The following is a 13,064-nucleotide window of genomic DNA, read 5'->3' as shown; positions in this document are numbered from 1 at the left end:
TGTAAGCTTTTGATGGAAATCCGTGCCAACCGGTTTAATCGTCCTTGGACTCTACAAGTGCCTTTTAAAATCCATCATACCCCCAAGCACCCTAAGGACAAGTATTCCAGGGCCTGTATTGGTATAAAAGATCACATGCGACTCGTACCGAAAACTTTTCAGCTCCTTCTGACCTTGCAATAAGAATATTCGCCCTAGTGAGGGATTGGTGGCCAACTGTTCAAAGGCATCCATTAGACCGTCCCGGTATTTCCGGGCTTGTCTGAGACCGAATTTGTGAATTGTATAATCTGCAATTGCAGCGATATCAGCTTCAGCTGCCTGGCTAAGCCGATATTTAACCATTTCCTTTGGTGTGTCGCTTTTCCGCTTCTTTCCAAATCTCCTCAACAGACTTGTCGCTTATTCCACTATCAAGCCCAACTTGAACCGCTGCCCGTAACTCATCCAATTTCTGTTGCTCCGCCTGGTCGCGGCGTACCAGATCACGTAAATATTCACTGTCGTTTGTGTAATCACCTTTTTCAATTTGCTTCTTAATCCACAAATCTTGTTGTTCTGTAAAAGTGATTGATTTTCTTATAGTTGCCATATAAATCGTAATACTATTGGTGCAATATAGCGTATTTTTGGTGCAAAACCAAGCACTTTAAGAATCCTCTATTTGAACTTTCTTTCCAATTCTTCTAGTTAGGACGCTTTTAAGTAATCAATATGATCTTCTAAAACCCTCTTAGAGATTTTCCTAAAACTTCTTAAAGGATTTGGAAGAACTTCCTAGGAGGGCCTAAGGAGGAGGAAAACTTGGATGCCGTTTTGCAAAAATCTATTCGCTCAAAGAATATAATAAAATTCGTAACCTTTCGCCTACCGGTGAGTATTATCTATAAAGTCTTTAATCCAAATACTAAGCTTTCACACGTCCTCTGAGAGAATCCTGCCTTTAAAAAAATGATGAAACATACAATCACGATTTTGCTTTGCATCGGTATTATACAATCAAGTGTATTTTCTCAACAGGATATGCTCTATTATCCGGTTCAAATGCATCATGACTTAAATAAATTTAGAGATGCACTAGAGTATGCACATCCCGGTTTTTACTCCCATCTATCTAAGGAAGAATTTGAGATCCATTTTACAACCTTAATATCCGAATCTTCAAAACCGCTAAGGAAAATTGAATTCTACAAACTGGTCCTTAAACTAGTTGCGCATCTGCATGATGGTCATACCCGGACATTCGCTTTGAATCATCTTCGTTCATATATTGGAAAACAAAAATTACTCCCATTTCACTGTTATATAAAAGATGAAAGAATATTTGTAAGCCGGTATATAGGAAATGGAGAGGTCAGAGACGGAGCGGAAATTATTTCAATAAATGGTCATAATACCAATTACATTTTGTCAAAGCTGATGGAATACTATTCGGGTGACGGTCAAAGTAAGGGTCCTATATATTACCGATTTAGTAGCCCGTTCAATTCTTTTTATAGAATTTTTCCATTAATATTCGGGTTTAATGAATCCTATGAACTCGTAATTAAGAATCACTTGTCAAAAGGAACTAAGAAGTTTAAGGTTAATTCATTAGAAGAAGGCACATTTCGTGAAAATGAGCTAAAAAAGTACGGAGACAATCTGCATCCAGCTGGCATGGCTGAAATTTTAGCCATAGATGCATATAACTTTCATATTGATCAGGAAAATAACTATGCATTAATGAAGATACATAGATTCTTTAAAGATGATTTTTACGAAGACGAAAACATATATTTCAATTTTTATAAAGAAGCCTTTGACAAAATCTCCAAGAATAAAATACAGAATTTGATAATTGACATAAGAGGTAATGGTGGAGGCAAGGGGAGTAATGTTGGAAAATTATTACAATATTTTATCTCTACCCCTTTACAACCGACATGGGAAATCTCATTGAATGGGGATGAACATTATTTCTCAAATATTACTCAAGATCAATTGGATTTAAACGCCTATTTCGGATTGAAAGAATCTACTAGCGGAAAAATGATAGTAACAAGATCTGATAATATTACGGAACTACAGACATTCAAACCTATTGCAGAAAATTCATTTAACGGAGAGATATATGTACTTATTGACGGGGGGACGCTGTCGGCGGCTAGCATGGCAGCTGGCCTCTTGCGAGAACATACCAATGCCATTTTTGTTGGCGCTGAAACCGGCGGTTACTCAGGAATGAGTAACGGAATCCGTCAATTGTCCATTCGCGGTGACCATACTGATGTGGGGATCAATTTTCCTTTATTACATTCTGAATTCAATGTAAATCCACACCTGAGAGATAGAGGTGTAACCCCTGATTATACTGTGGATGCCTCAATACGGGATATTTTAGAAGGGAAGGACGTGGTGTTGAAGTTCACCTTAGAACTAATAAAGCAAGACTAAAGCCGAATGTCCGCAGCACCGCTATTTCTGAAAAAACTTCGGCTTAATTGAGGGTTATCCTTCTCCGAAGTATAAGCGAAGAAAGCTTCGAATGGGACCCTACAGGATTTGGCCTGTAGGGCGAAGTTTCTGAGCTGGTTTTGCTGGCCCGACCGACGGAAGGGCACAGCAAAAATACATACGGAGAAGGTGTCCTTTTTGAATTCCTTTTACTGCATCCGACGACCCGGATAGTTATCGGGAGAGAGGAATGCATAACAAAAAGTAATAAATAACCAGATCGCGCGGATTTACACCAGAGGTGGACAAGTGTAATCCGTGCTTTTTCTATAAATCTATATCCTTCGCTCTTCTATAGCCATGTAGCTTCATACTGTTGTCCTGAATTTCCAAAATTGAAAAACTATTATTTTCCAGGCCCTGAAAATCAACCATCCCGTTTTGGGTGATATAGTGAATACCGTTTATAGTTCTCTGCCTTTCTTCATGTACGTGGCCCTGGAGAACAGCCAAAACCTTAGTAGAACTTTCAAGGAGTTTTTGAACCCTTTCATATTCATTAATATGAAATCTATAACCCTCCCTGTGGAACTCGAATAGCGGGTGATGGCAAAAAACCAGTGTGGCTTTCTTTGTTTCTTTCAAGTCCTCCTCCAGCCAATCCAATTGTTCTTCCGTCAGGTTGGGATCCTGCCAATCTGCCCCTTCCAGATAATATTGGTCCGTTCCGTCCTTGTTGAAATTGGCATCTAAAATAATGATATGCAAGCCTTTGAGGTCAAATGAGTAGTAACTTTTCCCTTTCGGAATGTCCGTATTTTCGATATTATCAAGAAACTGCGCCTTGGTAATACTGTCCACATCATGGTTCCCGATGCAATGGTATCGAGGGCCTTTGAAGCCGGAATAAACCAATTCAATTTTACGTAAGTAGCTAAGCGTTTTCTTGGTATCCTTGGTTTGGTCTTCATCTTTAAAATCCCCCAAATGGATAACAAAATCCACTTTTTCCCTGTTCATGACGTCCACAAATTCACGCATCTTATCCAATGCCCCGCGATAATAGCGAGTACCTCCCGAATCTCTGTCTGCATAATGAGAGTCCGTTGCTATTCCAATGCGGACCTTATCTCCAGGTAGATTGGCAAGGCTTGCATGGAAAGGAAAAACCATGGTACTCAATGTAAAAAGCCCGGTATTTTTAATAAAGACCCTCCTTGTTTCCATTCGCCTATATTGTTTTGACCATAATGTCTTTTTTGAACTTTATTCCGGAAAAGCTCATTGGAATATACATTTTCAAATTACAACGGTTTATTTGGGTAATCGATTCTTTACGGTTGCTATTTGCCCCATATGATTGGCCGAATGTTCCATAACATGATACCAGACGTAATGATAGTTGAGACCTTCTGCTATACTTGATGCGAACCAGGCATCATCTTTGGCTTTAAGTCCGGCCAGGGTCTTTTGGCGAACTTCATCCCATAGATCCAAATAGTACTGAATCGGTTTGCCCTTAAGAATTCTTTTGGATCCCTCATTAAGTTCCCCTGCCACACCTAATCGCATTCGCTCATCTTCTGTCCATTGCCTACCCTCCAAAGTCTCTATTTGGTAATACGCTTCCGTAGACACCAAATGCATTACCAATGACCCAATGCTATTGGCATCCGCATCATATAAAAAGTCTGTTTGCGATTGGTCCAGTTCTTTAACTTGATCGGTAATCCTGCTCTTTAGGTCCTCCAGCATATAGACCATTGTCCCAATTTGTGGAGAATAACCCTCAACAGACTTCATTTCGCCCTGGGCATTCGCCAAAACAAACGATAGAAATAAGATAAAAAAGCTCGCTTTATACTTTAGAGATTTCATAGTTCCATGTTTTAATAAATACTTCCAGATTTCATGATACTCTCACCAAAAACTGGAATACATTGAATGTGGTTTAGACTAATATTGCCTGATCGAAATTTATAAATAAACAAGATACAAATCAAAGCGATTGAGTTTGTTACCGTACATAGCAAAAAACTATACGTAATCGGAATATGGAGATTGAAAATGTATAAATGGTAAAATCGATTTAAAGCGAAAAGTAATTAATTTAGTCAATATAGTTTGGTTATTAAGGATTGTCATGGTATCGAGTAATTACCGGTAACAACGTCTATAGCATAATTCATTCTGACGATAAACCTTAGGAGGGAATCATAGCGGGACTGCCTGCTACAATATAAAGAAAACTTGTATTGGATTCGATTTTGGTGTAAATTTACACCAAAAAGAAACAAGGCCATGGCAAGACAAAGCATCACACTCACAGAACCCAACGACAAGTGGTTGAAATCACAAGTGGAAAATCAGGAATATTCGAGTAAGAGCGAGCTTGTGAACGATCTCATCAGACAGGCGAGAAAACAGCAGATCCAGATAGACTGGGTCAGGGCCAAACTCGAAAGAGCTGAAAGGAGTGGATTTACCAGTGACAGTAAGGAACAAATTCTGAACAAGTCAAAGTCGTTGCTCAATGGCTAAGTACCGACTGAGCAATGATGCCAAAGACGACCTGATCAGAATTCACCAATACGGCATCGAGAAATTCGGAATTCCTCAAGCTGACAAATATTTTGACTCGTTGTTCAAGCATTTCGACATCATTGCCGAAAGCCCATTCTCTTTCGAATCAGTCGACTTCATTAAGAAGGGATATAGACGTTGCGTTTGCGGAACGGATAGCATCTACTATAAGGTCAACGATGGAATGGTTGAGATAATGGCGATTGTCGGAAGACAGGAATTAAACAATATACTCTAAGGAGCTCAAAAAAATACTGTGGCCAGCAACGACTCCAATAATTCATCCTGATGATTAATATCAGGATAGGAATCATAGACAAGGCCTTTGGTGATCACTCAAATAAGAATTATGAAATACTTAATCATACTTTTTGTTTTTTCTTTTCTGATTGCTTGTAAATCCAAGCAGTCAGATCAACTGGACCTGGTTATTTCGAATGTCAACCTAATTGATGGAACAGGAATGCCAATGAAAACCAATGTCTCCATTGGTGTACGAGACGGGAAAATAGTTGCCATTGATTCGGCATTAATGAAAAGCACGGAAAACCTGATCGATGGAACCGGAAAGTTCCTCATTCCCGGACTTTTTGACTGCCATGTCCACAGCAGTGATTTTGAAAGAGACTTTCCCAAATTTGTACATTATGGAGTAACATCTATCTTCATTACCGGAGGAAGTCTCTGTACAAATGAATACTATGCTGCCATGCGGGCACATGGCAATCAGGACACCATTCCCGCTCCCCTGGTCTTTCATACCAGTCAGCACTTTACCATGGAAGGCAGACATCCTGTCAAGACCTATAAAGGTAACTGGGTTGATGGAAAAACGGTATTCTTAATAAAAGATACACTTCAAATTGAAGGATTGGTAAAAGAAGTTACACAATACCCTATAGTTGGAATTAAGCTCACCATAGAAGATGGACCTCACCCGCCCTGGGTAGAGCGAATGCCGCAAGCATTTATTAATAAAATTCAGAAAGAGGCGACCAAAAACGGAACGGATGTTTTCGCTCATGTAAGTGACAATACTGAATTAAATATGGCACTGGATGCCGGTATTAAAAACCTGGTACACTGGACAGGTATTGACATTGACTTTCAAAGAGACACGCTACTTATAAAAAAAATATACGAGCAGAAGCCTTCATTCGTCACCACACTCATGATTGATAAGGGCTTCCTATATCCCTTGTTTCCCGAGTGGGTGAATGCTGTTCGACAGGAAAGGGTGTTCGATGAAGCGGATCTCTCAAAAGCCAATGATCCGGGTTACATAGCCCGTTCCAAGGACAACATCAGCTTCTGGAAAGATTTTTTACAAAAGGAGGATGTACAACTCTCGGATATTGTTGCTTTCCAGGTTGAAGACATAAAAGTATTGTACGAAAATGGAATAAATTTCGCTTTGGGAACCGATACGGGTCCGTTTGTTTTACCGGGATATAGTTTACACGAAGAAATGCAATTGTTTGAAATGGGCGGAATGGACCAACTCGATATAATCAAAATGGGAACCTTGAATGCGGCTACAATGATGAAAGCTCAGGATAGTTTGGGTTCCATTGAAAATGGTAAAATAGCAAACATGATATTGCTAGACAGGAATCCACTGGAGGAAATAAGTAATACGATGGCAATTCACACTGTTATTAAAAGAGGTATAATTCAAAAACGAATCGAAGAATAATCGACCTCCAATAAAGACTAAGCGATATTAATCCATCCGCTTAAGTCTACCGAAGTGCCGAATGATCTTTGGAAAGGTCAAAGAGTCTATGGCTGATTTCCTATCCAATCCAAAGAACATATAGTACCCACTAACTTATTCACCACCTAGGCGTTCTACTGTGGTTAACTCCGGCGATCCTCCACGATTACCGCAGCCGGATGCAATGTAGAGCTGGCCTTCGAATCCCACCAGACCAGTTCCGTGTCGACCCTCATTCAATTCCGGAAAAACGGTCCAATTACCGGTTTCCGGGTCCAGGGCTTCTACCTCAGCATGTGCCTTTTCCTGAACGGTAGATTCCCCTCCCCCCACAAGGATTTGCCCCATATACAGAATAGCTGCAGTCCCGGCTCGTTCTGTAGGAATGGGATCTGAGGTGGAAGACCAATTGTTCGATGCTATATCATAGGCATCTACCTCAGCAATCGTGCCCCCAAAAGGTGTATCTGTAGAACCGGTATTCCGGCCAGCCAGCGCGTAGATTTTTCCCTTATGCAGCACAGCCTGAAAATGATCTCGCGTACGGGGAGCATCCACGAGGATCTCCCAGGAACCTGTTGCCGTATCATAGCTGTCTGCCCAATCCTTGTGATCTCCAATATGCCCGTTTTTAATGCCACAAAGCATATAGATCTTTCCATTATGCAGAATGTTGCCCGTAGAGGCCCGGCGCCGGTTCTCAGGAATTTCATCCCCCTGGGTCCAGGTATCGGTTTCCGTATCGTAGATGTAAATATGTGGTATGGGAGTTTCATCTGGCCAACCTCCGGTAAATGCGCCTAATATGTATATCTTGCTTCCAACAACCACAGGCTGGAAATGATGCATCTCCAGAGGAGGTTCCGGGCCTTCCGTCCAGGTATTTGTGCTGGTATCAAAAATGCTGGTAGCTCGATCACCTCTTCCGCCAAGAAGATAGAATTTGTCCCCTACTCGTGCAAACGCCGCTTCGTGACGGGCCACAGGCAGGCTGCCGTCTTCGGAGGTAACATAACGCCAGCTAGCTTCGGATGGACTTTCCGACTCTTCCATCTGTTGCAATTCCTCAGTATCAGAGCGGTTTTTCTGATCGTTCTTACAAGCATAAACATTCAGTAAGACTATCGGCAATAGTAGTACTTTCCAAATATGAGCCATGTCTTTAGGGTTTACCTCTAAAATTACCAAATTTCAGGGTACTCTGGTACATTTTATATTATACCTTGATAAACCTGCTAGCGCGGATTTGCAATCCGTACTAATTTTATCTTCTTAATAACTATTTTCTAATTGTTCTTTTGTTTCAAGACAAAAGAACGAAAAGTTCAAGAAGGTTATATAGGAAATTTTTGCCTTTGGCAAAACCACGGCTGCTGCTTACGCTCCATGCTCCTTTCCGCCTAGTTTATTTTGAGTAAAAAATAGGCTTTCCAAACTGAACGGCGGAACGCACTTCCGCTGGCAGCACCGCTATTTCTGAAAAATCTTCAGTTTAAAACCAATGAAAAAGCCTTAAGGGTGTTCCTTCATTTGCCTTTAAGCTGTCCTAATCTATTAATAGCGTTTTCATTTTCCGGATTAAGCTGCAGCGATTTTTCAAAATATTTGATCGCATTTTTATTGTCCCCTAGAAGGAGATAACCCTCTGCAAGACTGTCGAACAAATTGGCTGATCCAGGATAAATTCCCACGGCAAGATGAAAAACCTCTATCCCATAGTTGGCTTTATCTGGCTGTAATACCAGTTGCAGCCCAAGTGTGTTCAATTTTCCTTCCTCCAAAACAAATCCCGGGTTTTCCCTTTGGATCGATTCATATAATCCTTCAAGATCTTTATAAGCTCTCTTTGCTGCCATATCGTTAAAATCTTCAAATTCAACTTTTTTCATGGCGGGTTGTTTTGATCGTACGGAAATAATTCCCGAGGGCACCCCATTCTTAGCCGGCTCGTTTCTTAAAAAACCCTTGGACTCCACATCTTTGTTTAAATAGGCATTCAAAAACATCAGTGTGTAGCGGCACATCCATCTATAGGATTCAAGAATTTCAGTATCAGATTTGTCCTGGCGCAAATCCCGGGCTTGAAAAAGAACACCTAATGTAGAAAAATAGGAGTGTGTCAGGTTATTAAAGCGAAGACTATAGGCCTCGCTTTCCTTCAATTCATCAAAAAAGATGAAATCATTATTTAGGGAAGGATCAATTTTATCCTCCTTCATCACCTGTTCTGGAATTAATTTTTGCGCCATATGTATAAAAGGGACGTTCACCTTTTCGATAGAAAAGAATGGGGATTTCTTCAAAGTGGGGTATTGATATCTTACGCTTCCGTCCAGGCTGACATTTGCCTTGATCAGGCCATTACGGGCTTGAGCAAGTACGTTTGACAGGCCCCCAAAGCTAAAACCCATTGTAGCAATTGCATTTTTATCTATATGTTCGAGATTTAAACTTTCCTTGATAAGAAATTCTATGTCCCTTGCCTGAGTCTCCATATCATTTGCTGTTCCACCTTCAAAAAATCGGGTTTCGGCGCCCCTGCTAGGACTGGAAACTACGATGAAACCATGGCTGGCCAAATACTCGCAGAGGGCAAAGTTCTCAATTGACGATGCCTGATAGCTTGGTGCATAAATGACGGTTGGGAAACTTCCTGCTAACTCATTTGCTCCTAAAGTTGCTTTTACTTTCTCCTCCAAATGACTTTGATTCGTCTCGGTGTTGGGATAATAGAACCAATTCAGAATATGTTCATCGGGAAGGTTTTCCCATTCTTCCTCTTCTTTCAATATGTGCATATAGTCAAGAACGAGCATAGAAGAAGCCGTGCTGAATTCACCTTGAGCAGGGTACCAAATACTGATGGGAATTTCACGCAAGATACTTTCATTCGTAAAATCCATAATTCTCTTATAGGTCCGGGTACTATCTAATTTCAAATAATGACGAAATCCGACCTCGTATTCACCATATTCCAGAGACAAATTCTCTAAAGAAACTTGGGAATTACACAGAAAAAGGCTAAAAAGAAAAAGAAATGATGATAGTTTAGATTTGATGGTAACCTCGGAGCTCATGAGATAAATTTAGATATTTGAAATCAATGATTTGAGCGAATTACTGCAAATTTTGGACCGTAATCAAACGTTTATCTGAACTTTACAAAATTTTGAGGAATGGTCTACTCCAAAGATCTGGAGAAACATATATTCATTGATTGGTCAACTTGGTTTGCTTTTCGCCGGATCTACGCCATAAAAGGGTCACTATAGAAGCAGTCCCAAGTATGAAGGCAAAATATATGATGGATCCCCATGGTACCAAGGCCTGTATTTCAGGAAATGCCACCATTGCTGCGTTTCCCGAGGCGTGGAACAAAATAGAACCAAAGACACTTCTTCCCGTATTGCAAAAGATCCATACCAGTAGAACCCGGCCTGCGATGAGCGTCAAAAACTGGGATGTAAGAACAAATGGGTCGGGAAATATGTACATAAAGAAGGGCAAATGCCAGAATGCCCAAATAATCCCTAAAACAAACACCGCCTTAAGGGTACCAAAACGCTTTTCCATTGGCTCAAATGCATATCCCATCCAACCCACCTCTTCGCCTGCCGCCAAGAGAAAAATGAACGGAATAACCACTGGCAATGCCATTAAGGGAGTCAAGCTAGGTGGCATGTGAAATCCAAGTAAAACCAGGCTCACCAGGGAAAGCAGGAAGAGCAGAGGCTGCAACAGAACAATGGCGAAATACCAACGGCTTTTTTTGATCTTTCTCCAATCAAACGTCTTGGCGAGTAATGCCTTAAGGCCTTGATACCCATTAGTCCGAAATGTAAGAAAAGAGGCTGCTAGAATTGGCGTGAATGTGAACAGCGCAATGTAAATGGCGCCAATCTCTGGCCTTCCCAACACACGCTCATATGCCAATGCATTCAGGATATAAAAGGGCAATGAAAGAAAGAAGGTCAACAAAAAGAACCTGGTTGGGAAGCGGTTATTAGGACTTGGCTTTTTCATATGGACTTTTTTGAATTCTTCGATCGTTGAAAATACTCCTATGAGCGTCAAGGAAACGTAGCTATGGGCCAATTGGATCAATGACCACAAAAACTAAGATATCTCCAGCAAGAACCTTTTAGTGTAGGGTTTTGGGAAAGAATACTAAATGACATTAATCACTATGGATGGCAGGGATTTATCTGAGCATTAAAATAGATAGCACGGATTGCATATTCGTGCGGTCGATGGTTTAATTGGAGGTCATCCTTCTCCCAAGTATAAGCGAAGAAAGCTTCGAATGGTACCCTTTAGGATTTTGCCTTTAGGGCGAAGTTTCTGAGCTGCTTTTGCATGCCCGTCCTTTAGGCGGGCCATTGCGAAAATACATACGAAGAGGATGTCCTTTTTGGACAAGCAAGAAGGAATCAGTACTCCGATAACGCGAATCTGCATTCCGCATTTTTATTACGCTACGTATAACCCATACCTATTGTTCATTTTGTCTTGATACAAAACGAACCAAAAAATCAAGAAGGTTTTATAGGAAATTATTGCCTTTGGCAATACCGTGAATGCTGCTAACGCTCCATGCTCTTTTCCGCCTGGTTGATTTCTCTTATAAATTAGCTTTCCAAAGCATACGGCGGAACGCACTTCCGCTTGCAGCAGCGCTATTTCTTAAAAACCTTCGGTCCACTTTCATTCAAAAACTTTAACCGAAGACTAACCTTTTTGGGCAGCATAGAAGACAATCTTCGTAAAGAATCGCCGAAGCCTTTCAGCCTCCGTAGCCGAGCTACTTCGGCGAAGGAACCTGGAGGCGATTCAGAAGAATGGATTCGGTTTTAAAGCGATGCTTTAAAAATGCCTCTCCAAAAAGTCCCCTTTTTGGGGAAGCAAAAAGGAACAAATCAAATAGCCCTAAAATATCCTCAAAGCACGGATTACACTTATTCACCTCTGGTGGAAATCCGCATGATCGAAATGTTGAAATATAATCATTCCACAAAACGCCCATAGCAATTCTAAAACCCAAATAACTCCGGGATCCAAAGGCTTAATTCCGGGATATAGGTGACCAATATCAGCACCACCAACATCACTACAAACAGCGGCAGCAAGGGCCTTATGACCTTTTGGATGCTCAGGCCTGCCACTCCACAACCCACAAAGAGCACGGACCCCACCGGCGGGGTGCAGAGCCCAATGCATAAATTCAGGATCATAATGATGCCAAAATGCACGGGATCCATCCCCATTTTGGTAACTATGGGCAGGAAAATCGGCGTAAAAATGAGTACGGCCGGGGTGATATCCATAAAGATGCCCACAAATAACAAGATTAGGTTTATGAGGATCAGTATCACTATAGGATTATCACTTATCCCAAGCAAACCAGCGCTGATCTCCTGGGGGATACTTTCGTAACTCATCACCCAGCTCATAGCCACGGATGCAGCGATAAGAAGCATCACAATCGCGGTGGTCTTTGCCGTTTCCAGGAGTATGCCTGAGACGTCCTTTACCGTGATTTCCTTGTAGGCAAAGGCAAGTATAAAAGTGTACAACACTGCTACGGCAGAAGCTTCGGTTGCCGTAAAGATCCCGGCTACAATACCTCCCATGACCACAACCAGCAGCAACAAACTGGGAAATGCATTGAGGAAACGCTTTAGGAATTCCCGTATCCCTACTCCTTTTTCCGTAGGGTATTTTTTGATGAAAGCATAGACCCCGGCTACAGCCATCAAGGCCAATCCTATGAGTATCCCGGGTACATAGCCCGCCAAAAACAAAGCCGCGATGCTGATACCTCCACTGGCCAGGGAATAGATGATCAGTATATTACTCGGAGGGATGATCAGCCCCGTAGTAGCGCTGGTAATATTGACCGCCGCGCTAAATGATTTATCATAACCCTCTTTTTCCATCATGGGGTTCATAAACCCACCAATAGCGGAAGCAGCGGCCACAGCCGATCCGGAAATGGCACCGAAGAGCATGCAGGCAATAATATTTACAAATGCCAGCCCGCCTGGAAACGGGCCAACAATAGCCTTGGCAAAGTCTATCAACCTTCGGGCTATTCCACCCCGGTTCATCACCTGTCCGGCAAGGATAAAGAAGGGGATGGCCAGTAGTGCAAAACTATCCAGTGAGGCTGCCATACGCTGGGCCAGTGTAGTCACCGAAGGAAGAAAAGGCATGGACACCACCAGGGTGAGCAAAGCGGAGAGTCCAATGCTATAGGCTATAGGGACCCGCAATGCGAGGAAAACGACAAAACTGATAACCAGTATGAGGGCTTCCGTATACTCCATCT

12 protein-coding genes are annotated in these 13,064 nt (G+C 41.7%); 4 read left to right on the top strand and 8 right to left on the bottom strand.

The annotated features are described in order from the left end of the window. Positions 1-51: 51 nt before the first annotated feature. Together GTQ38_RS17605 and GTQ38_RS17600 are read right to left on the bottom strand one after the other, a co-directional pair. Entirely contained in the window at positions 52-345 is a 294-nt protein-coding gene (locus GTQ38_RS17605) for a type II toxin-antitoxin system RelE/ParE family toxin (protein WP_161436885.1), read from the bottom strand. Continuing rightward, on the bottom strand, positions 338-592 hold the full coding sequence (locus GTQ38_RS17600; protein WP_161436884.1) for a type II toxin-antitoxin system ParD family antitoxin: 255 nt from the start codon (positions 590-592) through the stop codon (positions 338-340). Before GTQ38_RS17600 ends, GTQ38_RS17605 begins: the two co-directional genes overlap by 8 nt. A 359-nt stretch (positions 593-951) precedes the next feature. Here GTQ38_RS17600 and GTQ38_RS17595 point away from each other — a divergent pair, with 359 nt between their 5' ends. After that, positions 952-2,436 (top strand): S41 family peptidase, encoded by a 1,485-nt coding sequence (locus GTQ38_RS17595; RefSeq protein WP_161436883.1) that lies wholly within the window; start codon positions 952-954, stop codon positions 2,434-2,436. Positions 2,437-2,763: 327 nt separating this feature from the next. Here GTQ38_RS17595 and GTQ38_RS17590 read toward each other — a convergent pair whose 3' ends face one another. Both GTQ38_RS17590 and GTQ38_RS17585 read right to left on the bottom strand, forming a co-directional pair. Further along, entirely contained in the window at positions 2,764-3,663 is a 900-nt protein-coding gene (locus tag GTQ38_RS17590; protein ID WP_161436882.1) for a metallophosphoesterase family protein, read from the bottom strand. A gap of 87 nt (positions 3,664-3,750) precedes the next feature. Then, on the bottom strand, positions 3,751-4,314 hold the full coding sequence (locus GTQ38_RS17585; RefSeq protein ID WP_161436881.1) for a DinB family protein: 564 nt from the start codon (positions 4,312-4,314) through the stop codon (positions 3,751-3,753). 423 nt (positions 4,315-4,737) lie between these two features. On the opposite strand from GTQ38_RS17585, the gene GTQ38_RS17580 reads away from it, so the two are divergent. The 3 genes from GTQ38_RS17580 (at position 4,738) to GTQ38_RS17570 (ending at position 6,715) form a co-directional block, all read left to right on the top strand. Then, complete coding sequence (locus GTQ38_RS17580) at positions 4,738-4,977, top strand: ribbon-helix-helix domain-containing protein (protein ID WP_161436880.1); 240 nt, start codon at positions 4,738-4,740, stop codon at positions 4,975-4,977. Next, positions 4,970-5,257: a type II toxin-antitoxin system RelE/ParE family toxin gene (locus tag GTQ38_RS17575; protein WP_161436879.1), complete on the top strand. Its 288-nt coding sequence runs from the start codon at positions 4,970-4,972 to the stop codon at positions 5,255-5,257. The genes GTQ38_RS17580 and GTQ38_RS17575 overlap by 8 nt, the downstream gene beginning before the upstream one ends. 111 nt (positions 5,258-5,368) lie before the next feature. Next, positions 5,369-6,715, top strand: coding sequence for an amidohydrolase family protein (locus tag GTQ38_RS17570; protein ID WP_161436878.1), 1,347 nt, complete (start codon positions 5,369-5,371; stop codon positions 6,713-6,715). A 135-nt stretch (positions 6,716-6,850) separates the two neighbouring features. Here GTQ38_RS17570 and GTQ38_RS17565 read toward each other — a convergent pair whose 3' ends face one another. The 4 genes from GTQ38_RS17565 to GTQ38_RS17550 form a co-directional block, all read right to left on the bottom strand. Beyond that, positions 6,851-7,894 carry a Kelch repeat-containing protein gene (locus GTQ38_RS17565; protein ID WP_161436877.1) on the bottom strand — a complete coding sequence of 348 codons (1,044 nt, stop codon included), beginning with the start codon at positions 7,892-7,894 and terminating at the stop codon, positions 6,851-6,853. A gap of 368 nt (positions 7,895-8,262) precedes the next feature. Next, positions 8,263-9,639, bottom strand: coding sequence for an alpha/beta hydrolase (locus GTQ38_RS17560; RefSeq protein ID WP_238858011.1), 1,377 nt, complete (start codon positions 9,637-9,639; stop codon positions 8,263-8,265). Between the two features lie 307 nt (positions 9,640-9,946). Next, positions 9,947-10,759 carry a CPBP family intramembrane glutamic endopeptidase gene (locus GTQ38_RS17555; protein WP_161436876.1) on the bottom strand — a complete coding sequence of 271 codons (813 nt, stop codon included), beginning with the start codon at positions 10,757-10,759 and terminating at the stop codon, positions 9,947-9,949. Positions 10,760-11,766: 1,007 nt separating this feature from the next. Further along, positions 11,767-13,062 (bottom strand): TRAP transporter large permease, encoded by a 1,296-nt coding sequence (locus GTQ38_RS17550; RefSeq protein WP_161436875.1) that lies wholly within the window; start codon positions 13,060-13,062, stop codon positions 11,767-11,769. Positions 13,063-13,064: the final 2 nt, after the last annotated feature.

It is taken from the genome of Poritiphilus flavus (assembly GCF_009901585.1).
Classification (GTDB): Bacteria; Bacteroidota; Bacteroidia; order Flavobacteriales; family Flavobacteriaceae; genus Poritiphilus; species Poritiphilus flavus.
This window is presented reverse-complemented; position numbering and strand designations above follow the sequence as displayed.

What these genes read in the sequence shown, in the direction of transcription:
- GTQ38_RS17560 (WP_238858011.1), bottom strand. Translation starts at nt 9,639, where the DNA reads ATGGATTTTACGAATGAAAGTATCTTGCGTGAAATTCCCATCAGTATT.
- GTQ38_RS17550 (WP_161436875.1), bottom strand. Translation starts at nt 13,062, where the DNA reads ATGGAGTATACGGAAGCCCTCATACTGGTTATCAGTTTTGTCGTTTTC.
- GTQ38_RS17580 (WP_161436880.1), top strand. Translation starts at nt 4,738, where the DNA reads ATGGCAAGACAAAGCATCACACTCACAGAACCCAACGACAAGTGGTTG.
- GTQ38_RS17590 (WP_161436882.1), bottom strand. Translation starts at nt 3,663, where the DNA reads ATGGAAACAAGGAGGGTCTTTATTAAAAATACCGGGCTTTTTACATTG.
- GTQ38_RS17570 (WP_161436878.1), top strand. Translation starts at nt 5,369, where the DNA reads ATGAAATACTTAATCATACTTTTTGTTTTTTCTTTTCTGATTGCTTGT.
- GTQ38_RS17600 (WP_161436884.1), bottom strand. Translation starts at nt 592, where the DNA reads ATGGCAACTATAAGAAAATCAATCACTTTTACAGAACAACAAGATTTG.
- GTQ38_RS17595 (WP_161436883.1), top strand. Translation starts at nt 952, where the DNA reads ATGATGAAACATACAATCACGATTTTGCTTTGCATCGGTATTATACAA.
- GTQ38_RS17555 (WP_161436876.1), bottom strand. Translation starts at nt 10,759, where the DNA reads ATGAAAAAGCCAAGTCCTAATAACCGCTTCCCAACCAGGTTCTTTTTG.
- GTQ38_RS17585 (WP_161436881.1), bottom strand. Translation starts at nt 4,314, where the DNA reads ATGAAATCTCTAAAGTATAAAGCGAGCTTTTTTATCTTATTTCTATCG.
- GTQ38_RS17575 (WP_161436879.1), top strand. Translation starts at nt 4,970, where the DNA reads ATGGCTAAGTACCGACTGAGCAATGATGCCAAAGACGACCTGATCAGA.
- GTQ38_RS17605 (WP_161436885.1), bottom strand. Translation starts at nt 345, where the DNA reads ATGGTTAAATATCGGCTTAGCCAGGCAGCTGAAGCTGATATCGCTGCA.
- GTQ38_RS17565 (WP_161436877.1), bottom strand. Translation starts at nt 7,894, where the DNA reads ATGGCTCATATTTGGAAAGTACTACTATTGCCGATAGTCTTACTGAAT.